Origin of the sequence: Archangium sp. Cb G35, assembly GCF_001896145.1 — a bacterium.
Taxonomy (GTDB): Bacteria; Myxococcota; Myxococcia; order Myxococcales; family Myxococcaceae; genus Archangium; species Archangium violaceum.
Genome location: NZ_MPOI01000004.1, coordinates 125936 through 148312, shown reverse-complemented (window position 1 = coordinate 148312; position 22377 = coordinate 125936). Strand labels below are relative to the sequence as shown.

General features: G+C 66.6%; 18 protein-coding genes and 1 pseudogene. 7 read left to right on the top strand and 12 right to left on the bottom strand.

Features of this window, described 5'->3' with window-relative positions:
- Positions 1-130: 130 nt before the first annotated feature.
- Entirely contained in the window at positions 131-1624 is a 1494-nt protein-coding gene (locus BO221_RS13960; RefSeq protein WP_143195438.1) for a hypothetical protein, read from the top strand.
- Positions 1625-1824: 200 nt separating this feature from the next.
- Here BO221_RS13960 and BO221_RS13955 read toward each other — a convergent pair whose 3' ends face one another.
- From BO221_RS13955 to BO221_RS13940, 4 genes are read right to left on the bottom strand one after another with little or no spacing between them, the layout of a single operon-like run.
- Complete coding sequence (locus BO221_RS13955; RefSeq protein ID WP_073560953.1) at positions 1825-2931, bottom strand: hypothetical protein; 1107 nt, start codon at positions 2929-2931, stop codon at positions 1825-1827.
- Positions 2928-3728 carry an Imm49 family immunity protein gene (locus BO221_RS13950; RefSeq protein WP_073560952.1) on the bottom strand — a complete coding sequence of 267 codons (801 nt, stop codon included), beginning with the start codon at positions 3726-3728 and terminating at the stop codon, positions 2928-2930. The genes BO221_RS13955 and BO221_RS13950 overlap by 4 nt, the downstream gene beginning before the upstream one ends.
- A gap of 49 nt (positions 3729-3777) precedes the next feature.
- Complete coding sequence (locus BO221_RS13945) at positions 3778-4362, bottom strand: imm11 family protein (RefSeq protein ID WP_073560951.1); 585 nt, start codon at positions 4360-4362, stop codon at positions 3778-3780.
- A gap of 19 nt (positions 4363-4381) precedes the next feature.
- Complete coding sequence (locus BO221_RS13940) at positions 4382-5293, bottom strand: AHH domain-containing protein (protein ID WP_073560950.1); 912 nt, start codon at positions 5291-5293, stop codon at positions 4382-4384.
- A gap of 619 nt (positions 5294-5912) precedes the next feature.
- Here BO221_RS13940 and BO221_RS13935 point away from each other — a divergent pair.
- Together BO221_RS13935 and BO221_RS57605 are read left to right on the top strand one after the other, a co-directional pair.
- On the top strand, positions 5913-6728 hold the full coding sequence (locus BO221_RS13935) for a hypothetical protein (protein ID WP_073560949.1): 816 nt from the start codon (positions 5913-5915) through the stop codon (positions 6726-6728).
- Between the two features lie 63 nt (positions 6729-6791).
- Positions 6792-6860 (top strand): annotated as a pseudogene (locus tag BO221_RS57605) (hypothetical protein); the annotation flags it as partial.
- 162 nt (positions 6861-7022) lie between these two features.
- Here the strand turns inward: BO221_RS57605 and BO221_RS13925 are convergent.
- Entirely contained in the window at positions 7023-10394 is a 3372-nt protein-coding gene (locus BO221_RS13925; protein ID WP_073560948.1) for a hypothetical protein, read from the bottom strand.
- Positions 10395-10546: 152 nt separating this feature from the next.
- Positions 10547-11953, bottom strand: a complete 1407-nt coding sequence (locus BO221_RS13920) for a serine hydrolase (RefSeq protein ID WP_073560947.1) — start codon at positions 11951-11953, stop codon at positions 10547-10549.
- A gap of 306 nt (positions 11954-12259) precedes the next feature.
- On the opposite strand from BO221_RS13920, the gene BO221_RS13915 reads away from it, so the two are divergent.
- Entirely contained in the window at positions 12260-13114 is an 855-nt protein-coding gene (locus BO221_RS13915; RefSeq protein WP_073560946.1) for a hypothetical protein, read from the top strand.
- Between the two features lie 49 nt (positions 13115-13163).
- Here the strand turns inward: BO221_RS13915 and BO221_RS13910 are convergent, their stop codons facing one another.
- Positions 13164-13769 carry a cysteine hydrolase family protein gene (locus BO221_RS13910; RefSeq protein WP_073560945.1) on the bottom strand — a complete coding sequence of 202 codons (606 nt, stop codon included), beginning with the start codon at positions 13767-13769 and terminating at the stop codon, positions 13164-13166.
- A 50-nt stretch (positions 13770-13819) separates the two neighbouring features.
- Here BO221_RS13910 and BO221_RS13905 point away from each other — a divergent pair, with 50 nt between their 5' ends.
- Together BO221_RS13905 and BO221_RS13900 are read left to right on the top strand one after the other, a co-directional pair.
- Complete coding sequence (locus tag BO221_RS13905) at positions 13820-14758, top strand: LysR family transcriptional regulator (protein ID WP_198956112.1); 939 nt, start codon at positions 13820-13822, stop codon at positions 14756-14758.
- Positions 14759-14768: 10 nt separating this feature from the next.
- A complete protein-coding gene (locus BO221_RS13900; RefSeq protein WP_073561351.1) occupies positions 14769-15977 on the top strand; it encodes a methyltransferase in 1209 nt (402 codons plus the stop codon).
- A gap of 33 nt (positions 15978-16010) precedes the next feature.
- Here BO221_RS13900 and BO221_RS13895 read toward each other — a convergent pair whose 3' ends face one another.
- Both BO221_RS13895 and BO221_RS53670 read right to left on the bottom strand, forming a co-directional pair.
- On the bottom strand, positions 16011-16586 hold the full coding sequence (locus BO221_RS13895) for a DUF4256 domain-containing protein (RefSeq protein WP_073560943.1): 576 nt from the start codon (positions 16584-16586) through the stop codon (positions 16011-16013).
- Between the two features lie 139 nt (positions 16587-16725).
- Entirely contained in the window at positions 16726-17001 is a 276-nt protein-coding gene (locus tag BO221_RS53670) for a hypothetical protein (protein ID WP_073560942.1), read from the bottom strand.
- Positions 17002-17190: 189 nt separating this feature from the next.
- On the opposite strand from BO221_RS53670, the gene BO221_RS13885 reads away from it, so the two are divergent.
- Entirely contained in the window at positions 17191-19068 is a 1878-nt protein-coding gene (locus tag BO221_RS13885) for a nitrogen regulation protein NR(II) (RefSeq protein ID WP_083681027.1), read from the top strand.
- 21 nt (positions 19069-19089) lie between these two features.
- Here BO221_RS13885 and BO221_RS13880 read toward each other — a convergent pair whose 3' ends face one another.
- The 3 genes from BO221_RS13880 to BO221_RS13870 all read right to left on the bottom strand — a co-directional run bounded on the left by BO221_RS13880 (position 19090) and on the right by BO221_RS13870 (position 22360).
- Positions 19090-20376 carry a PQQ-dependent sugar dehydrogenase gene (locus BO221_RS13880; protein ID WP_073560941.1) on the bottom strand — a complete coding sequence of 429 codons (1287 nt, stop codon included), beginning with the start codon at positions 20374-20376 and terminating at the stop codon, positions 19090-19092.
- 248 nt (positions 20377-20624) lie between these two features.
- Positions 20625-21206, bottom strand: coding sequence for a hypothetical protein (locus BO221_RS13875; protein WP_073560940.1), 582 nt, complete (start codon positions 21204-21206; stop codon positions 20625-20627).
- A 395-nt stretch (positions 21207-21601) separates the two neighbouring features.
- The gene (locus BO221_RS13870; RefSeq protein ID WP_073560939.1) at positions 21602-22360 is read right to left on the bottom strand and encodes a hypothetical protein; all 759 of its coding nucleotides are present in this window, start codon (positions 22358-22360) and stop codon (positions 21602-21604) included.
- Positions 22361-22377: the final 17 nt, after the last annotated feature.

Here is a 22377-nt window from a genome sequence, read left to right as displayed (position 1 = left end):
GACCTCGAGTCTTGCACCAGCCCGCCCCCCTCAAACAGGGCGCCCATTCCGCCGCTCATTTGCCGGCGTTCGTCGTAGCAGGTTCTCAACCACCCTGTTCGTCCCCAAGGGTCCCCCCGGAGTTGTTCGCATGCGAGTACGGTTTGGTCATTCGAAGGAGCTGGAAACCCCGAGGTTGCCGGTGAAGCGCCCGCGGAAGCTCGGCGCGATGTTGCTGACGTGCGTCGCCCTCGGCGGCATGTCCATGACGGGCTGCGGCTCGACGGAAAGTGGTGAGCCGCGCGAGCAGGTGGTGGACGAGTCTCCGGCCCTGCGCCGCAGCGAGCTGCACTACCTGAACAAGACGGACCGCTTCGCTATGGGCGAGGGAGAGGTGGTGGCCCACCGTCCCTTCCGGGCGGTGACGTTCCAGGTGACGGCGCCGGAGTCCTCCCGCTTCGAGTACCAGCTGCGCGCGCCGGGTGGCGAGTGGGGCAGCTGGCAGCCGGTGCCCTTCACGTGGCGCGAGGGAGAGATGGGCAGCGGCGAGGTGGTGCTCGCCAACGAGGCGGACGCGGTGCGCGTGCGCGCGAGTGAGGGTGCCGAGTTCGTGCGCCTGGAGCTCTTCGCCAAGGCCCAGGTGATTCACGACGACGACGAGGGCCTCGGCATCTACGAGAGCCCCGACAGCATCCACCAGTCCATTTCCATTGCCGGCCGGTGGGCGCCTCCCGCGGACGTGCTGAATGCGGGTTCCTCGCAGTACATGCCCTACGAGGGCCCCCCCGCCGTGTGCGCCGGCGGCCTGCTGCCCGGCACGCGCGAAATCGGTGACTGGATCCGCCAGCACTTCCCGCAGGCCACCTCCTACGGCGGCTACGCCTGCCGCGCCAACACCGCCAACCCGAACGTCCTCTCCATCCACGCCGCGGGCCGCGCGCTGGACGTCTTCGTCCCGCTCACCGGAGGGGCCGCGGACAACACGAAGGGCGACCCGATTGGCAACCACCTCATCAAGAACGCCCGCTACATGGGCGTGCTCTACATCATCTGGGACCAGGCCCAGTGGAGCGGCTCGGCGTCCGGCACCAAGATGAGCGCGTACACGGGCCCCAACCCGCATACCGACCACCTCCACATCGAGTTCTCCACCGCGGCCGCGCGCGACCGTGCCACCCAGTTCTTCAAGGACGGCAAGCCGCCTCCGGGCGTCGCGGGCCTGAACCCGGCGCACAACCATCCGTCGGCGGTGTCGATGGCGGCCGGAACGCAGCAGGTGTACATCCGAGGCCCGGGCAACTCGCTGTGGGTGAAGGGTTGGAATGGCAGCGTGTGGGGCAGCTGGCTGGACCTGGGCGGCCAGCTGACGTCCGCGCCGTCCGCCACCTCTCCGGCCCCCGACGTCACGCATGTCTACGTGCGCGGCACCGACAACCAGCTGCACGTSAAGGGCTTCTCCAACAACACCTGGGGCGGCTGGCTGTCGCTTGGCGGCAACATGACGTCCTCTCCCACCGCCGTCTCCGACACCCTCAACACCAACCACATCTACGCTCGCGGCACCGACAACGCCGTCTGGGTGAAGGGCTGGGCCAACAACACCTGGGGCCAGTGGGTTTCCATCGGCGGCACCATGCCGGACTGACGACCCGGCGAACACCGTGCAGCACGCTCTCCGCCTTCTGGTCCAGTCAGACCGGGAGGCGGAGTCGTTTTCGGCGTCCAGGAGCTCGCGGCGCATGGCCGGAATAGAGGCCGTGTTGAGAATGAGGGCTGGAGGCGAAATCCGCCTGGCCGTGGGTGGAGCGCTCCCCTCGCTCGAGCAGTGGCGTGGTTGTGTTCACCCTATGGCGCGCCCAAGGCAATCGCGCCAACGACCCCGCTGTCGGACGTGTTGCAGACCAATGCATGCTCTGTCAGCGCGTATTTCCTCGTCCACGACCTCGCTGCGATGCAGACGCCGAGCGCACCGCTCGCGGCCCCAACGTCTCCGATAGATGTCGCCGGAATCACCTCGCGAATCGACCCCAATGTGGATGTCAGGTGCGCTCGCGTGTGTCCCCACGCATTGGCCCGCCACGACTCGCCATTCAAATCGACCATGATGTCACCCGAGAACGTCGAGCGCACCTTCGTGACGCCGGCTGCGGAACGGATCGCGGCGGCGAGATGCCGCGCCATCTCCGGCGCCGTTCCCGTCCGCCAACCAATCGCATCGTCCGGATCAATCTGCGAGGCAGGCCGAGCGGTCTCGACTCCATCAATCCTGGCGACAACCGTCGCGCCCCGGCGCTTCGCGCTCGCGGTGTCCTCAACAAGCAGGCACGCGGCGGCCTCGCCTGGCCGAAGACCGGTCGGAAGCTCCGCCGAGTGCAAGCGGCGGTCATCGGCAAGCCATTGCAGGCTGATGGCGTCGAGCCAGGAATCCACTGCGATGAGAAGCACACGGGAGCAACGGCGCTCCGACAGCAGTTCCTGTGCGCGGCGCAGTCCAACCGCCGTGGCCGTGTGCCCGCCCAGGATGAACTCGTCGGTGACCGCACCTCGGCGGAGCCCAGTGAGCTTCCGAAGCAGGTCTCCGCACGAGCGTTGCAGCGCGGCGGTCGTATCCGGTTCGGGCCAGCCGAAACGCCGCATCCCGAGTTCCGGAAGCGCCCACACGACACCCGCCTCGCTCCAGAAATCAAGCTCCGGTGGCGGTAGACGTCCGTACCGGATGACATCCTCCACGGCAGCCTGGGCGAGCCGGACCCATGCCGCCGTCTGGATGAAACCATTCGTCAGCGGCCATACCGGTGAGCCCATGAGGGAAGCTTCCTCCCCGTTGTCGTAGGAGGTGCGCCCGGCGACAGGGCGGACCCGGACGATGCCCGCCCGCAGCGCTGCGGCCGAGGAAATCACGTCGTACCCGACCGCTGTCACCAGACCCAGAGAGGAGATCACCAGGCTCATGGGCGCACCGGAGAACGCTCGAAAGACCGCCGAGTTTCGATGATTCGCCAAGCGTCCGGAGGCGGGTGCTGCAACACCCCGAACTGCCGAGCAAGGCTGGGGGCGAGCGGATAGTCGCGCGCGACGGCAAGCCCCGACGCCTCGGCGAGTTCCAACCAGGCCAGGACCTCTGTGGACACATGCGCCGTCGTCGCAGCATCGTCGGGAGGCAGGACATCCTTGGCGCGGAGAGCTTCAATGTGCGCGAGGAGTTCCACGATGGCGGCCTCGATCGCCTTGTCGAACGCGGTCTGGTCGCGGCGGTCCAGTGCCATGCAGACAGCGAGACGGAAGTCATCCTGGGCGAGTTCGGCCCACGGGGCCAGCCACTGCTGGGCAGAATCACTCGAAGCTCCGGCAACGAGCCGGTCCATGAGGAATCGGATATAAAAGAAGTCCTCCTCGTACTCCTTCCCGCTTGCGAACATCATCCGCGAACTCTTTGCCAGTGCTAAAGCCCCCTCGCGATCACGGCAGGCAATCGCATCGAAAAGGGGCTCGGACTTGGAAGTCGTCTTCTCGGCGTCCGGCGCGTTTTGAAGGAAATGCAGGAACGTGCGTCCGCTCTTGAAGAGGTTCTGGAAGAAGGGACTCGGATCCGCGGTGCTCAGCAGCTCCGCGATGGCAATCCGCCGGTAGAGGGCTGAGACCATCAGGTAGTGTGTCTGCCTCGGCGATGCAGAGAGAACCTGTGGGAGCAGTTCCTCAAGGGTCACCGCCGCATTCTTACCAGCAAGAGGCACGAACGTTGGTGTCATGCTTTCTCCTCCGGGAGCATCGCCTGGGGCTGATGACTCCGCCATCGCCTCAAGCGGTGGGGACATCCAGGATGAAGAACGTGACGTTCGTGGGCTTCGGGGCGAGTTTCCGCCACTCATCGAGGATGCGCTCGCTCACCACGTATGCCTCGGGGTTCTCCTTGATGCGGAAGACGTCTGGAGCCCGCGCGATCTTCCCCGGATCAAGAACGTACTTCGTTACTTTCACCACCTGCCCGTCATGGTATTGAATCTCGGACGCAGCGGTGTCGAGAACATCCAGTGCTCCGACAGGATTGACGATGAAATAGTCGCTGGAGGCGGGCCGCTTTTTGTGATTGTAAATCGCGAGCGGCAGGTACTGCACGGGTCCCCGATTGACCGCCGACATGCCGTCCTTCAGCCGTTTGCTGACGATAAGCATCTGCCCTGTGTTCGGAACGAGATCCGGGAGTTCGATGCCTGGCTCTTCGTCCGACATGAAGATCTTCGCGTCCTGGGGGTACTCGCCCTCCAGCAGCTCGACGCCATCATTGAGTTTCCAGGTCTTGAGGCCCATTCCTTCGGGATAGCTGCGAAGAACGCAGAACTCCGGCTTGGACTGCGCGAGCGTCTTGAGCAGATAGTATTTCATCCCTGTTCCTTGGGTGCCTTTACAAGGCGCCAGATTCGTTCGTTACCTCAGAAAGCAACTTGTTTGAGTGTTTGTCGAGCGAGGCACCGGCTTCAATCTTGCCCCAATCAATGATCTGGTTCATCAAATGCTCGGAAAGGTCCTCGAGCTTCTTCTTGTCCAGGCTCGCGTTCGGAATCTTGTGCCCTTCCGGTTTGGCACCATCACAGATCGACTTATACCCACTGATAATACTGTTCAGGCGCCCTTCGACGACGCGGTTGTAGATCGGGTGGTTGGTGCAGCTCTCCGCGATGCCATCGTCTCCGTGCTTGAGCTGGATATGCCGCGCGAGACCAAGGATGTATGCTACCTCCCTATCCTGCGGAAGCATGAACATGTTGATTTTGTGATTGATGTTGTACTGCGCCATCATCAGCGCCTTGCGCATCACGTTCGGGACTGGGGCGGGCTGCTCCGAGATCATCGTGGCGAAGAGCCCCTTGGGGATGATGTGGTGGGCATTGTTCCAATAGGGCCAGGTGTCTTGTGAAAAGTTCATTCCCACGGGCACCTTCACATTATTTCCCGTGATGCTCTTCCGCATGATTGGCGTCGATGGCCCACCGACGTTCCAATCACCGGGTCTGGGAGCCGGCAGTTCGAGTGCGTAGTAAGATGGCGACCACCCTCCTGCCTTCGTCTCGTAGATCGAGGTGGCTACCGGCGTCGTGCGGCCAGAGTAGCTGTGGAGCCGCTCCTTGATCTTGGGCTCCGAGTCCGCCTGCGCATACGCCTGATAGCGGTAGTTGCAGGTAACCTTGTTCTTCTTCTGCCTGAACGATGACTCGTGCCCCGTCAGGCACGCGCCCCCCTCGGTCGTGCTCTTCTGGCGATGTTGCTTGTGCAGGTCATCGAGTTCGACATCGGGAAGATGTCCGTTGTCCCCCATGGTGCCTCCTCATGTGGCTCGCCAGAATCTTGGAGCCTCCAGTGCTTGAGACGACTTGGCTCCATAGCTTCTTGGCAAACGTTGACCGGGCACTGCTGCGGCTTCGCAATACCCGGTCATATCATAGGAACGCGGTGGCCGGACTTGATGAACGTCGTCTTGCCCGCGCCGTTGTGCCCTGGGAACCCTGTGTCCGTGAATACAGGTCCGAAATGTCCGTCATCACTGCCATGACCGGCTTCTTCCGAACCACATGCCTGGTACCCGCCCTGGTCGCCACGTTCGCGACCACCGCGTGGGCCGAACCATCCATCTCATCAACTCCGATGATTGTCGCCGATCAAGGGAAGGTCTCCCTGACCGACCAGGACGGTACACGGACCCTCGCGGACTGCCGTACCCTCTATGAGACCCGATACGTCGCGGGTCCCAAGCGGGGCCAGGTCGAGCAGGAATGGAGGAAGTGCTACCTCTCCTTCCTGACCGTGCACCCGCCGACAGGACGCTGGGCGGTGTCGGCAACGCTCATGTCTGGCGAAATCCGCATGGCCGTGGATGGCCGCGAGTACACCCCGCCCAATGACAAGGCCGGACGCCGACGAAGGGCGACTTCATCGTCATGGGCGACCGCAGTGGAGTCCTGGCGGTCACCCTCGGCCGCCCCGAGACGTGGACGAGCGATGGGACCGTCTACTCCCAGGGGCCCGAGGCCTTCACTCCGGACGGCTCTCGCGTGCTCGTCAACAACGCCAAGAGTAGCGTGTGCCAGTGGTGGATCTGGAGCTTCGCCCCTCGGCCCGTCGGCGTTCGCGTGCTCCCGCCCGGCATGACGGACACCTGCCACGCGCCGGCGTATGGCGAGCTCCGCGCCGTGCTGAGGAACCCGCGCGACGTCCGCATCGCCACCCTGGACCCGACGGGCACGAAGCCGTGGAAGGTGGGCCCTCCCCTGCGTCAGGCGAGCCGCAAGATGACAGCCGCCACGCTGCTGGGGGACTCGCTGATCTTCTTTCGCGAAGGCGAGAAGCATCCCCAATACAACGAATGTGATGAAGCGAGGCCCGGCTCGTACCGGCGCTTCGAGCTGAGCACCGGCGTGGAGCGCACCTTCCACACCTTCCAGGACTGGTGCTTCACGGGTGAGTTCCTCATGGCGAACGTGCGCAGGCGGACCGTGTACTTCTACGGGGCGCGCCCCGATCCCGTCGATGGTGGCGAGCGCCTGTTCGAGTACGATCTCGAGCGCGACGCGACTCGCGAGATCGACATCGACTCGCTGTTCAAGGTGCGCGACATCAGCGCGGATGGACGGACGCTCCTCCTTTACACGTATCCCAAGGGGCTCATGCTGTACGACGTCGACTCGTCGAGCCTGGTCGATGTGGAAGAACCCTACACGAGGGATGCCTGGGCGCTGCTGATCGCCCCGCGCTGACCGCACCGTCACCCGGGCTACTGGAAGCTCACCGAGGAGGAGATCTTCCGGCACTTCGACACGGTGGCCCGAGCCATCTCCCTCCCCATCATGGCCTACAACAACCCGGCCACCGGAGGGCTGGACATGACACCGGAGTTCCTGGCGCGGCTGCTGGAGATTCCCAACGTCACCATGGTGAAGGAGAGCACTGTACCGGCAGGTGGTGGAGAAGACCAACCTCGTGGAGGCACGCAAGGTGTTCCAGCAGCAGCTCCCGCTCCTCCAGTTCATCGTGAAGGGAGGGTTGCGGTGCTACTCCGCCACGGTCGTGAGGGCCCGAGCGGCCGCGCGAATGGAGACACTCGGGTGCCGGCGCAGGGCGCGCAGGTGCCGGGCCGCATCCTCCCTCCAGTTCAGGCGCTTTCCCGCCTCGCGGACGAGCGCCAGCGCCACGAGCGGCGCCCCGGCCTCCACTCGCGCCGCCACCTCCAGTAGCGCCTCCGGCGGAGACTCAAAACTGGCGGCCTCCATTGAGGAGGCCACCGTGGACTCGAGCGCCGAGGTGAAGAAGGGCTCCTCTCCCGCCTCGGCCGAGAGCCCGAGCAGCACGTCCGTGGCTCCTCCCACGTCGCGCCAGTACAGGGGCTCGGTCCGGAGCCGGGCGGACAACGGCCACAGTGAGGCCTCCGTGGCGAGCACACGCGCCAGCCCGGCGAGGTGCGGACGGAGGCGCTGCAACTCCGGGCGAGGCAGGGACAGCAGCTCGCCGACGAGGTGCCTCAGGCGCTGGAGCGCGGGCAGGTCCCTCTCGGGTCCGGCGTCATGCGCTTCCGGCACAGGGGCGGAGATGAGCGCCGCCGCGCAGGCCACCACGTGCTCGAAGGCGAACCCGTTGCGTGTGACCGCGATCAGGGCCTGGACGGCCTCGCGCCACCCGGTAGCGATGGAGAGCTCCTGGATGCGCGCCGCCGACGTCCGGGCCACCTGCTCCCCGCAAACCTCGGCCCACCGGGTCAGGGCTCCAAGGGCCTCGCGCCGCACGTCGGTGTCCGGGTGCTCCACCAACCGCAGCACGAGCGCGGCATAGCGGGGACGGAGCCGGAGAGGGAGTGCCTCGGGCCGCTGTTTGAGGAGGCTCCCGGCGACATACGGGTCGGGGCTCCGGACCATGGCCTCCACCATCTCCCAGGCGGACTCCTCCGTATCCAGCAACCGGCGCGCGGCATGGCCCGCGGCGATCCGCACGTCGCGGTGGAGCCGGGGCGAGTCCCATTGCTGACGGAGCAGGGCCAGGGAGTGTCCGTCACGGGCGGTGCCGAGCATCCGCACCACCTCCTTGTGCACCGTCACCTTGAGCCCGTCGCGTGCGAGCAGCGCGGACAGCGTGGCGGTCCGGAGGCCAGGGGACACCCGCTCCATCAGCCGGGCCACGGTCTGGATGGCCACATGGGCGCGATCTCCATCCAGATGCTCCAGGAGGACAGGCAGGGCGGACTCGGGACGATCCAGCCAAGCCAGTGCGCCGAGCGAGGTCTCCGCCATGGCCCCTTCCTGGCAGTCCAGGAAGGAGCGGAGGTGCTTCTCCGTCACCACCATCCGAAGCCGGAGCAGGACGCGCAGCACCTGTTTCCGTGGCCACCTCGGGTCATCGCGCACCAACTCGTCCGTGAGGCGCAGGAGCAGATCGCGGTAACGCTCCTGTTGCCGGGGCAGCCAGCGGTGGAAACCAAGCTTGGGCGAGCCGTACCAGAGCAAGGGAACCCAGCTCTTCCCCTCCGTGTGGAAGCGGCCCTCGACGGGGCGCCCATCGAGGTAGGGCTCCAGCTTTTCCGGCCAGTACTGCTGGAAGTGCTCGTACACCTCGTCCAGGGTGATGGCCGAGGGCTCCCTCGCCAGCAGCCCGTGCACGCGCGCATCCCGGGTGCGGCGGGACTTCAGCCAGAAACGGATATGGATGACGTGGTCCGAGCGGCTCCAGGAGTCCGAATTGATCACGGATCCAAGCACGGCCTGGAGCATGTCCACATTCCCCGCCCGCTCGTAGCCGAGCATGTCGCAGACGAAGAGGATGAATCGGTTGCGCTCCTCCTCGTCCTCGATGGCGCGAATTCGCGGGAGCACGGCGGCGACGAGGTGATGTTCGGAGCCGTGAGGCAGGTCATGAAGCTCCGGTGCCCCGGCGTAATGCCGGCGCTCGAACTGCTCCAGCGTCATCAGCGCGAACTGGAGGAGCGGGGACCGGTGATCGCTCACATGGGCACGGATGAGCGCGGCTGCCAGGCTGTACAGCGGGGACTTCCTGGCGTCCATCACGTCGCGTTGCACTTCGGCCGTCACCAGCGGCTCCAGCAACTCGATGTGCTTGGTTTTGAAGAGCGAGACCGGTACCCGGGCGAGCTCATTGAGGACCGGCTTCAGGACGGGCCTCTGCTCGTTCTTCAGGCGGGGGCAGACATACGTGAGCGTCTCCGTCAGTCCCCGGCGGGAGAGGCCCGTGCTGCGCACCAGCATCGCGAGCGCCTGTGCCCGATCCTCGGCCTTGCTGGCGAAGGCGGCCTCCTTCAGCGGCTCGCGCGAGTGCTCGATGGTGCGCCATCCCAGCAGGGTGATCCGCAACGAACGCTGCTCCCGGGCCTCGGGCCGCTCCATCAGGCGCACCGCCTCGGCGTCGCGCAGGGCGTGGGGCAGCAGGGAGAAGAGGTTGTCGTCCAGCGCCGCGGGAGGCGCGTTGGCGAAGGCGTGCGTGTACAGGGCGGCCCGTCTGGAGGGCGCCACCTTTCTCAGGAGCAGGACGAAGGACCACTGGTGCTTCGCCAGGGCGCCCGCGACGAGCTGGAGCTGCCCGGTGGAGAGATGCCTTACCAACGCCCGGGCGAGGCTCGGGTACGCGATGGTGTAGAACAGCTGGTCCCGCGCGGAAGGCCGGGTGACGAGCTGGACGATCTGTTCCGGGAACTTCCGCGAGAGCCGGGGAATGGCCTGGCGCACCAGGAGGGGCAGATCGTGGGGCGTGTCGTGTTCCCGCAGAAGGGCGAGCGTTTCCTCGGCGCGGAGGTGGAGCAGCTCGGCCAGGGGCAGGCGCCAGGTGGAGATGAGGGCCGGGCGGGCGTTCTGGGGGAGCTGGGCGAGGCGGGTCCGCAGGAAGTCCAGCACCACGTCCGGGTGGAGGTGCACCAACGTGGCCCAGGCGGTCACCACATGGGCGAGCTCCGGCAGGAGGCGCCGGATGTCCTCCGCGTCCAGGGCGGTGAGCAGCAGAACCCCTTCGCCATCACCGTACCGCGCGCGGATGTGCGGCAGGAGCCGGGCCGCGAGCGCCCCGCGCCTGGCGAGCGCCACGCTCTTGATCACCCGCCGCCGTGTCTGGGGGTCCAGCTCGGGCAGCACCTGCTCGAGCACTTCGTCCCGGAGGGTGGCGCCAGCGAGGGATGCGACACGTCCCCGCACCATCCGGGAGGGGTGGGTGAGCGCGCACCGCACCACGGTCTCATCCCGGGCGCCACGGGCCATCTCCACCGCCAGGGTCGCCTCATGGGCATCCCCGGCCACCAGCTCCCTCATCAACTCCGCGAGGGCTGGGTCCCCCCGGGCATCGCGGCCCAATGTGGCCACGCGCGTCATCCGCGCCCTGTATCCCAGCGAATCCAACTCCTCCAGCAGCGCGGTGCGCGTGGGTACCCGCAAGCGTTCTCCCGTTCCGGACATGTCGAGGGTTCGCCCCCAGACGTCCGGTGCCCGCGAACCTGACAGGGAAAAAAAGCGGGTGCCCGTCTCCAGGCACCCGCTCGGGTCTTCAGCGAAGCAGGCTGGACGCAGGGTCCTGCACCCTCCCCCGCTCAGTTCTCCGCCAGGATGAAGGCCGACACCCGGCCATCCGGGATGAGCGACACGGAATAGCGGTACGTCGCGGTCCCGAACCGCACCAGGTACGTGTAGACGCGGTCATCGCCCACCACTTCCCGCTTCACCAGGACCAGCGGCCCCGCCGGCCCCAGGCTTTGCAGCAAGCGCTGGTAGTTCGGCGCGAGGTGGCTGAAGAAGTACCAGGGGACATACGCGAACCCGGCCGGGTCCAGCGTTCCCTGCCGGGCCTGCTCGAGCAGCGTCGTGAACCGGGCGGTGGCCTCCGGCTCCAGATCCGGAATGGGTGCCAGCGGAGGCACGGCGAGCGCCGGGTCGGCCACGGCGGCGATGCCGTTCGCGAAGGCCTCGGGGTCCGCGTTATTGAGATTGGCCAGCACGATGACGGAGAGCGAGTTCCCGAGGAAGCGGAAGTAGGCGGTCTTGAAGCCCTGCCACGAGCCGGTGTGCTGGTGCAGGGGCTTGCCGTTGCGCTCCTCGAGGAACCACCCGAAGCCATAGGGATGGGGGGCGCCGCTGTCGAGCTTCACGGGCGTCAGGATTTCCCACCAGCTCCCCTGCGCCAGGAGGGCGCGCTCATCCACGGCGGCATCCCACGCCAGCATGTCCTTCAGGGAGAAGTAGAGCGAGCCGTCCGCCGTGGTGTTGAGCGAGGGCGCCACCCACCGCTGGTTCTTCACCTCGCCGCGGACCAGCCGGTAGCCGGCCGCGCGGTTCGGGATGATGTCCTCCTCGCTGATGCCGCGCGCCGTCTTCATGCGGGCCGGCTTGAAGACGTGCTCGCCGAGGACGTTGCCATAGAAGGTGCCCGCGACGCGGTTCACCAGCAGGCCCAGGAGGACATACCCGGAGTTGCTGTAGTTCCACCGCAGGCCGGCGGGGAAATCCAGGGGCAGCGCGTAGAGGAAGCGCGCGAACTCCTCGTCCGTGTAGTCCTTGCGCTCGTCGAGCAACCCTTGCATGTCCCGGAGGCCGGAGGTGTGCGTCAGCAGGTGGCGGATCGTGATGGGGGCCCACGTCGCGGGCGCGTCGGGGAAGTACTTCGTGATGCTGTCGGAGAGCGAAATCCGGCCCGCCTCCACCTGGAGCATCACCGCCATCGCGGTGAACTGTTTACCCAGGGATGCGGACTGGAAGAGGGTGTCCGTCGTCACGGGAACCTGGTGCTCCAGGTTGGCGAAACCATAGCCCTTCGCCAGCACGACCTTTCCGTGGCTCACCACGCCCACGGCGAGCCCGGGCACATTCTGCCGCTTCTGCTCCGCGCGCACGAAGGCGTCGATCCTTTCGCGGAGTGAGTCGTGTGCGGCGGAAGGGCGGCTCGACAGCAGGCCCAAGAGGAAGACGGCAACCAGGGAGAAGAACCGGAAGGGACCGCGCATGGGAGCTCCTGAAGACGCGAAGCGGGATCCGTCCACGGAACACCGTTTCCCGCGCGCTGTAAACGAACTGGACGCATGGGGGTCGCTGTTGAGGGAAGTACGTAGTGGTGAATACGGCCAGGCCCAGGCACCCGGCCGGCTTGCCTCGACGGCATGCTTATCCACCTGCTCCCCAGCCGAGGCTCGAAGGGTCAACTTCAGCTCGCCTGGGTCCCCGGCCGAATGGGGGCGCTGTAAGTCTCCCGCGCCCACTGCGTCTCTCACGTGAAGGCCATTCCATTCACATCTTTCCCCAGGAGGTACACCGTGGCTCGCCTGAACCCCCGCCTCATCACCACACTTCTCACGCTGCTGGCCGCTCCACTCGCCCTCGCGGGACCCGCGCCTGGAAAGGAGCCGCCGACGACGGAGTCATCCATGTCCAGCACGCAATTGCGTTCCACCCCCTCGCCCGTGCAGGCGGGCAAGCCCACCACGCTGGTGCTGCGTGTCCGAGACGCACAAGGCCACCCGGTGCCCACGCTCTCCCTCTCGCATGGCAAGCCCATGCACCTGTTCGTCATCTCCAACGATTTGCAGAGCTTCGCGCACCTGCACCCGGAGCCCCGGGGCGGTGAGTTCGCGCTGGAGCACACCTTCGAAGCGGGTGGGGACTACACCCTGTTCGTGGACTACGCGCGCCCGGGCGGCGGTGACGCCCCGGTGGAGCGGCATGCGCTTCAGGTGGAGGGGCCGGCCCGTCCTGAGGGCGCGCTCACCGAGACGCCCGCGACGCAGCACAGTGGCGGCCTCGCCTTCACGCTGCATGGCGGCGACGCGGTGCACGCGAGCGCCGGCGCGCATCTGCACGTTGCCGTCGCCGACGCCGCGACGGGCCGGCCCGTGGAGGACCTCGAGCCCTACCTCGGCGCCATGGCGCACTTCGTCGTGCTCAGCGCGGATGGGAAGGACTTCCTCCACGTGCACCCGCTCGACACCAGGCCCGGGCAGGGTGTGGCAGCCCACGCGGTGTTCCCTCGCGCCGGCCTCTACAAGCTGTGGATCCAGGTGCAGCGCCAAGGCCGGGTGGTGACGGTCCCCTTCGTCCTGCGCGTCCAGGCGGCGGACGCTTCCAAGCCGGTGGCCGCGCCCGCCCATGGCGCTCACGGGTCGCATCACTAGCGTCAACTACGCCAAGGAAATCACGCGACGCCCTCCACTCTCGGAGACCTCACGTCCAGGCGCCCGCGTCCTTCACCACCACGGCGAACATGTCGGCGAGCGCCGCGAGTTCGTTGTGCTGCAACTCCGCCGCCGGCACCACGCCTCCGGTGAGGCCGGGCAGGTCGCGCGTCGCGGTAGCCGCGGCCACTACCGTGTTGCGGTAGCCCAGGTCCAGGGCCGCGCGCGTCGTGGCCGAGATGCACATATGCGTCATGAAGCCCGCGATGATGAGCTCCTTGCGGCCCGTCGCCTGGATGCGCGCGTGCAGGTCGGTGCCGGCGAAGGAGTTCGGCAGGCCCTTGGTCACCACCGCCTCGCCAGCCTTCGGGGCCACGGCGGGGATGATGGCGCTGCCAGGCCCTTGCGGGTCGAAGATGGGACTGCCGGCGGGGCCGTGGTGCACGATGTGGAAGACCGGCGTGCCATGGCGGCGGGCCAGTTCGAGCAGGCGCGCCGTCTCCGCCACCGCGGCGTCGATGCCGAAGAGCGGCAGGTTGCCGGAGGGCAGGTACTCCGCCTGGGCGTCGACGATGACCAGCGCCGCGCGGTCGAACGGGGAGGGGTGGGCCTGCGCGGCGCCGAACAGGGAGAGAAGCGTACGGGGGGCAGTCATGGAGGTCTCCTCGGGGCGGGTGGCCCCAGTGGGTGCTCCTGGAGTAGCGCGTGCGTAGCCACTCAGCCATCCGCTATCTTCGCGCAATGGCTGTGCAGAAACGGTCAGGGCCGCTCGACTGGGAGGACCTGAGGGTCTTCGTCGCCTTGGCGCGGGCGGGCAGTTTGTCGGCGGCCGCGCGGGCGCTGAAGGTGAGTCACGCCACCGTCGGCCGTCGCATCGCCGCGCTCGAGGACACGCTCGGCCGCACGCTGTTCGACCGGCGAGCCGACGGCTACACGCTCACCGCCGACGGGGCGGCGGTGCTGGAGCTGGCCGCCGGCATGGACGAGCGCGCGCTGGCCATCCTGCGCCGCACGGGCCAGGAAGCTGGCCTGACGGGCACGGTGCGGCTGACGGCCGTGGAGGGGTACGTCGAGCGATTCCTCCTGCCGCGCCTGGCGGAGTTCCATCGTCGCCATCCCGGCATCAACCTCGAGGTGTTGACCGACCCGCGTTCGCTCAGCCTCGCCAGGCGCGAGGCTGACGTGGCCGTCCGTCTCGCGCAGCCGAAAACGGGGGAGTTGGTCACCCGCCGCCTCGCCTCCCTTGGCTACGGCGTCTACGCGGCGCCAGACGGGGACACGTCCGCCTGGGTCGGCCTCGTCGATTCCTACGCCCACCTGCCCGAAGCACAGTGGCTGGCCCGGCACGCGGCCGGCGAACGGGTGGTGCTGCGTGTCAACACGCTTCTGGCGCAGGTCTCTGCGGCGCAGGCGGGTTTCGGCAAGGTGCTGCTGCCGCACTGGTTCGCCAAAGACGCGGGAGGCCTCGTTGCCGTGCTGCCGCCCGCCCCACCGCCCGTGCGCGAGGCGTGGCTGCTGGTCCACCGCGACCTGAAGGGCGTGCCGCGCGTGCGCGCCGTCATCGACGCAGTGGTGGCCGCCTTCGAGGCGGAGCAGGAGCGGCTCGGGCCCGATGATCCGCATGGGGGCCCTGTTGAGGAATAGTACGTATAGGATGCCTGATCGGCTGAAAGCGCTCACCGGCCTGCTCAGGCCGTGGTCCGAGATCTGGTCACGTTCCATCCTCCAGAATTGGCCGGAGTCCGGAGCCGCTCATCCCGAATCCTGGCTGCTCTACGCTGAATCGCTCGACGAAGAGGGCGAAAGAATGCTGGATGCCGGGGAGCTTCCGGGTGAGCCGCCCCGGTCACTGCAGTCGCTCGTGCTCGAGCTTCGTGAGCTGACAGCGCTGCCCTGGCATGAAGGCGTTCAACGCCTGACGACCGCGGACGCGCAGGGACTCAATGCCAAGAAGGTCCATGAGATCGAGCGGGTCCTCGCCCTGCTCGGGCCGAGAACGAGGACCATTCGCCAGGCGGTCGATATCGGTGGCGGCATGGGACATCTCGCGCGTCTCTGTGTCAGGACCTTCGATTGGACCTTCCACAGCATCGATCGTGATGCGGCTTTGCAGGAGAAGGGCCGGGACTGGCTGCGAAGGGCCCGGGCCCTGCCACGAGAGAAGCTGTGTTTCATCCACGCCTCTGTTGAAGACGGTCCGCAGGACGGGATTGATCCGCTCTTTTCCGGTCAGGACCGGGTCTCGATTGGCCTACACACCTGCGGGCCGCTCGCGCTGACGCAGATTCGGAAGAGCCAGGAGGCGGGGCTCCTCCTGAATTTCGGATGTTGCTACGACCAGATGGATGCCGCACGGGACTACCCTGTCTCCCGCTTCGGGAAGGCCCATGCGCTTCCCCTCACCCGGCGTGCCCTGTTCCTGGCGACCCGTGGACGACACCACAAGACCGAGGCCGAGTTCGCGCTGATGAAGCGCGTCAACGAGCAACGGTTCGCGCTCGATCTCCTGTTGAGGCGGAAGTTTCCCGAGCTCGGCTTCGTGCGGGCGGGGGATGCACCCAAGGCGCTCTATGCCGGGAGTTTCGCTGTCTATGCGCGTGATCGCCTGGAGCGCCTGCGGCTCGATGCCGGCATGACGGATGCCGAGCTGAATTCCTTCGAATCGTCCGCTCGCCCCGAGACGAGGCGCATCTTCCTCTGTCATCTGCTGAGGGATCGCTTCGCGAGGGCGCTGGAGCTCGTGATTCTGCTCGATCGCGCGCTACTCCTCGAGGAGATGGGCTTCCAGGTCGAGCTCCTGCAGGTCTTCGAACCGCGCCTCTCCCCTCGCAACATCGCCCTCATCGCATCGAGGGCGGACTGACGGCCGCGGTCCCCCAAGGCGCTTCGTGCGAACTCAGACCCTCAGCGAGCCACGGAACGCCCTGGCCGCGTAGTAGGACTGCGCACCGTTGTGATACACGAAGACATGGTCGTAGCGGCAATCGCAAAAGAGGGCGCCGCCGAGCTTTCTGATATCAGAAGGTGTCTTCACCCAGCTCGACGTCTTCGTATCGAAATCTCCAAGCTCCTGCAGCTCTCGATATTGCTCTTCCGTCAAGAGCTCGATGCCCATGGCGGAGGCCATATCCACGGCGTTGTTTTCTGGCTTGTGTTCTTTCCTCGAGTCCATCCCTTCACGGTCGTAACAAACGCTTCTGCGGCCTTTGGGAGTTTCCTCTGAACAATCGTAAAAGATGTATTCGCCCGTCTTTTTATCGTGACCAACGACATCCGGCTCACCGCCGGTTCTTTCCATTTCGTTGAGCGACCACAGCTTTTCAGCATTGGCTTCCAGCCGTGCTTGTACCTTGGCCCATTCAAGACCCTTGTGGCGGCTCAGGCTTTTCTCGAAACGGGCTTTCAATGCCTTGAGCAGCGCTTCACGCTGGTCGAGCGACAACTCTCTCTTATTGCTATTGACTTTCTTCATGCCATCAGCATGGCCTCCGCTGAATGAATGTGTCAAGCGCATAATCGGCCGAAATGCTTTGCTTTGATTCGCTTGCGATGTCTTGCAATCGATTATGCGCCAGGGGTGTCCGGTGCACGCTTTGCCCTGCTGGAAGGCCTCAAGAGGACTTGCGCGCGGACTTCTTGCGAGCCCCCGTCTTCTTCGCTGCCGTCTTCTTCGCCGCCGTCTTCTTGCGAGCCCCCGTCTTCTTCGCCGCCGTCTTCTTCGCCGCCGTCTTCTTGCCCGCGGCCTTCTTCTTGGCGGTGGCGGGCCAGCCCTTCTTCATGTCGCCGTAGGCCTTCTTGGAAACGGTGGAGCGGGACTTGGAGCGGCTCGTCCCCGCCTTCTTGCGGCGATTGATATTCGCGACGAGTGAGTTTTTCTTCTGGGCCATGGGGCTGTCTCCTGGGTGATGGGCGCACTACCCCGGCGCTCAACCTAGGCCCGCGCACCCGCGTGCGAAAGGTGGCCGCCCGCCTGCTGTCGGATTTCCATCCAGCCCGCACCCCTCAACGGGCCTCCATCCTTCCTATACTCCTCCGGGCAGGCGGCGGATGCCGGCCCCCTGCTCGCGTGCCCGGCCATGGAAACCCATCCTTCTCCCCCGCCCCCCGCCTTTCGCTCCTGGATCCTCGAGCGGCTGGACTCCCTGCTCTCCGAGTCCCTGCGCCAGGGGTCGCCCTCGGATCTCGTCCGCTACCGGCTCGTGGTGGGCGCCGCCTGCTTCCTCGTCGTGTTCAACCTGCTCTACACGGTGGCGGCCGTCTCGTCGGGCCTGCCCCCCTACCCCAGCCTCGCCGCCAGCCTGATCTACGCCAGCGTCCTGCTGCTCACGCGCCGCTCGGCCACCATCGAGCCACCCACGGCCCTGCTGTTGACGGCCTTGTCGCTCGTGCTCATCGCCGCGGCCTTCGTGGGCCATGCCCCCTTCATCAGCACCCACGCCATCTGCACCTTGAGCCCCATCATCGCCGTGTACCTGTCCGGCGCTCGCGTGGGGCTGTTCATCACCCTGCTCCTGATCGTCACCCTCTGCCTGGGCTACCCGCTCTACGTCGACTTCGCCCAACCCGCCATTCCGCCCCCCTCCCCCTACCTGATGTGGTTCGGGCACATCTTCGCCGCCCTGGCCCTGGTGGGAGCCTGGGGCGTGGGCTCGCTGCACAACGCCGCGCGGGACTCCGCCCAGGGCTCGCTCGAGCGGACGCTGAAGGCGCTACGGCTGAGTGAGAACAAGCTCAGCACGCTCCTGGAGAGCACGGAGGATCCGGTGCTCTCCCTGGACAGGAAGGGCCTCCTGCTGACCGCCAACTCTGCGGCGAGGCAGATGCACCTCGAGCGTTTCGGCCAGGAGGCCGTGGTGGGCCAGCCCTTCTGGATGGAGCCGGAGCGCCGCCAGCGCTGGGCCCCGTACGTGGCCAGGGTGCACGCCGGCGAGCGCGAGCGGTTCGAGGAGGAGTTCGAGGTGCAGGGCGCACGCCGCCTCATGGACATCAGCCTCAGCCCCCTGCGGGATGGTGACGGAAAGGTCGTGGGGCTGACGCTCTTCGCGCGGGACATCACCCCCCGAAGGCAGGCCGAGGCCCGGCTGGGAGAGATGCATCGGACGCTGATGGACGTGTCCCGGCAGGCGGGCATGGCGGAGATCGCCACCGGCGTGCTCCACAATGTGGGCAACACCCTCAACAGCGTGAATGTCTCCACCAGCCTCGTCATGGATCGGCTGCGCCTGTCGCGTGTCTCCAGCCTGAGCCGGGCCGCCCAGCTCCTGCGCGAGCACACCGTGGACCTGCCCACCTTCTTCACCCGGGATCCGCGGGGCCTGCAGTTCCCGGCCTTCCTCCTGGCCCTGTCCGAGCAGATGGAGGAGGAGCGCAACACCCTGCTCCAGGAGATGCGCTCCCTGAGCGAGGGGGTGGAGCACATCAAGTCCATTGTCAGCATGCAGCAGCGGCACGCGAGCTCCGCGGGCGTGAGGGAGCAGGTGGCCATGCCCGCCCTCATCGACGAGGCGCTGCGACTGCACGCCGCGTCCTTCGAGCAACAGGGCATCCGCGTCGAGCGCGACTATGCCCCGGTGCCGCTGCTCTCCGTGGATCGGCACAAGCTGCTGCAGATCCTCGTCAACCTGCTGAGCAACGCGCGCCATGCGTTGATGGACAGCCCGCAGAAGGACAAGCAGCTGAGCATCGGCATCCGGCCGGCGCCGGACGGAGAGCGGGTGCTCATCGAGGTGAAGGACAACGGCGTGGGCATCTCCCCGGAGAACCTGTCGCGCCTGTTCACGCAGGGCTTCACCACCAAGAGGACAGGCCATGGCTTCGGCCTGCACATCAGCGCCCTGGCCGCCGGGGAGTTGCACGGGCGGCTCACCTGCGACAGCCCCGGCCCCGGCCAGGGCGCCACCTTCACCCTCGAGCTGCCGCTGGTGGAGGAGCCTGGGCCAGGGCCGGTGAAATGAGCCGCCCGCGCCGCGGCCGGTTCAGCGCGGGGTGACCTTGAGCAGCTTGCCGTTGGTCGCGTCGGTGAGCAGGTAGAGCGCTCCCTCGGGGCCCTGCACCACCTCGCGGACGCGCACGCGCTGGTCCGTGAGCAGCCGCTCCTCTCCCACCACGCGGTCATTCCTCATCATCAACCGCACCAGCGCCTGGCTGGACAGGCCTCCGATGAAGACGTTGTCGCGCCACTCGGGGAAGAGATCCCCGGTGTAGATGGTCATCCCCGAGGGGGAGATCACCGGATCCCAGTAGTACACGGGCTGCTCCATGCCCGGGCCCTGCGTGCTCTCGTGGATGGGCGCGCCCGAGTACTCCTCGCCATAGCCGATGGTGGGCCAGCCGTAGTCCTTGCCCGCCTCGGGGCGGTTGAGCTCGTCTCCTCCCTGCGGCCCCATCTCCACCGTCCACAGCCGGTTCTGGCGATCGAGTGCCGCCGACAGGATGTTGCGGTGCCCCACCGACCAGATCTCCGGCCTGGCGCCCTCGGTGTTCACGAAGGGGTTGTCGGTGGGAACCGAGCCGTCGGGGTTGATGCGGACGACCTTGCCGAAGTGGCTCTTCACATCGCGCGCCTGCACCCGGCCCGCGAGGATGGAGCGCTCGCCGAGCGTGACGAACAGCTTGCCGTCGGGGGTGAACACCAGCCGTCCCCCCGCGTGCAGGGTCGACTCGAGCGTGGGCATCATGCGGAAGATGACCTGCACGTCCTCCACGCGCGGCTGCTCCCCTTCCACGAGCTTCGCGCGTGCCACCGCCAGACCATTGCCACCCGTGCGCGGCTCGTAATAGGTCCAGTAGATGAGGCCGCTCTGGGCGTAGTCGGGCCCCACCTCCACGTCGAGCAGACCGCCCTGTCCACGGCCGTCCACGCGCGGCAGACCCGCGACGGCGGGAGACTTCACGCCCTGGGGCGTGACGATGTAGAGCGAGCCGGTGGGCTTCTCCGTCACCAGCATGCGCTGATCGGGGAGGAAGGCGATGGCCCAGGGATTCCTGAAGCCCGAGGCGATCTCGGTGACCTGCAAGGCCGTCTTCGTCTGGATGGCCGGAACGCGCGTCTGACCGGGGAAGGCCGGTTCGAACTCGGGCACGTTGGGAGGGCCCTGCGTCACGTGCGGGCCGCTGGGAAGGGGTTCCTCGGGGTTCTGCGGCTCCCCGGGGTTCTGGGGTTCCCCGGGGGTCTGCGGCGTATCGATCGGGGGGTTGGGAGTCTTGCCGCTACAGCCCGACAGGACGGCGGCGAGGAGGATGGTCATCGACAAGGTTCGCATGGAACTCTCTCCAGGACAGAAGCGCAGGGGGGTGTCCTTGGAGGTCAAATAACCAAAGATGGGAGAGACGCACCATCAAAACGAGCTGGCGGGTGTCCGCCAGCGTGCTGACGCTCCTGCCGATGAGTCCATCGCCGCCCGGGGGTGATCCCCCGGACACGCGTAGGAGCTGAGCGGGAGCGGAGGCCTGCTGCGTGGCTTCGCGCAAGGGAAGCCCTATCAATTGCATCCAGCTTGCGCGATCAACTTCACGAGTTGATGTTGATGAAGGGGTCGAAGTAGAAGTACTCGGAGCTCACCCCATCCCTCGTCAGCGCGAACGTCACTCCGTACTCGAACTTGCCGCTCACGATGTTGCTACCATTGAAGGTCGCGAACGGGGTGTAGGTCTGCACCATTTTCGCCTGCGCGTCGTGCGAGATATAGGGATTGTTGCCCCAATACGGCCAGTTGGACGGGGAGTTCCCCCACTGCGGAGTGACGCCGGCGAGGTACTGGATGTAATCAGGCGTGGAGCCCAGCTGCATATCGAAGTTGGGGGTGTCGATGGGCTGCATCATGGGGTCCTTCATGATGGCGGGGGTGAGCGCCTCCCCCTTGAACGCATGCGCGATGATTCCGCAGGGCGCCATCACCACGTTCGGTACGCCATTCGCTTCCACCGTGTAGATGGTGACCTTCTCCCCGCCCTTGATGGGCACCACATAACCCGCCCCCTGTTGCGTACCGTTCAGGAGGAACGGGGGATGGCCCACATCCTTCGGAGTGCTGATGGAGGACCCGCCCTTGGGGAGACTCTTGGAATCGATCAGGAAAGTGATGGTGGCCATGTGCTTACAGCTCCTTCTTGCGAATGCAGGTGGAGTGACTGAGATTCGAGACCGCTGAGGCTCGTTTTCTTTGAACCCAGACATCGGGTTCACGGCGAGGAGTTCGTCCCGCCTGACCTGGCTTAGAGCAACCGGCATGCCAGGGGGGTGTCAGTCCGTGTTCCCTCTGGAGCTCGCATTGAAGCCGCGGCGGCAGCACCCGATTGACGCGTCAGCCCCGGTCATTGACGCGTCAGCCACCACCGGGACGCGTCACCTGGGGCGAGTCCGGGCTCGGCTCACTGCCAGGACCGTGGCCTTCATCCCGGATGACGGCCGACATGGACCCACATGGAATGACCGGCGACTGGAGCGTCCCCCAGGAGCGCTTCGAGCGGCACAGGGACTACCCCCAGCTACTCGACGACGAAGGAGGTGCGGTCCACACCGGTGTTGCCGGTGTTGGGGTCATACGCGGTGACGAGGATCTCGTAGGCCCCCTTCTCCTGTACGGAAAGCAGGCCCTCGTAGGCGCTGGTCTTCCCCGCGTAGGAGAGGGGCACGAGGGTCACGGGCTTGCCGTCGCGCTTCACCACGGCCCGGAGCTCGTACTTGCTGGAGTCCCAGAGGCCCCCCGGCTCGGTGGGGCAGCCGCACATCAATACGAGGTTGGCGCGGATGGGGACGTTGCGAGGCTTGCCCTCGAGCCTGATGAACTCATGGGCCCGGGGTTCGAGTACGTCCACCACGAATCCCGGCAGCTCCAGGATGATGCCGTCGCCAGTGAGGTGCTTGCCCGGAATCACCCAGACCTGGGTGGAGCTGGTGACGCGGGCCTGCCTCTGGGCTTCGGGGCCGGACACCTCCACCGTGACCAGCCTGGGCTCGTCGAGCACGAGCGTTGCCTCGAACTTCGCGCTCTTCTCGTCGGCGAGCTGGGTGCCACGGGAGTAGGGCTGCTTCATCAGCCGCTGGGTGTCGCCCGTGGTGCCGGAGGTGACGCCCCGGGCGAGCAGCTGACCGGTTTCGGCATCGCGGAGCAGCACCTGGGCGCCCCCCATCGAGGTACCGACGAACTTGCCGTCACGGGCCCGGGCCCGCACCACCACGCGGGTCTCCTCCGCGAGTGTCGGGGTGGAGAGCAGCAGAAGCGCCAACATGGACAGAATGCGCATGATTTTCTCCCGGCGTG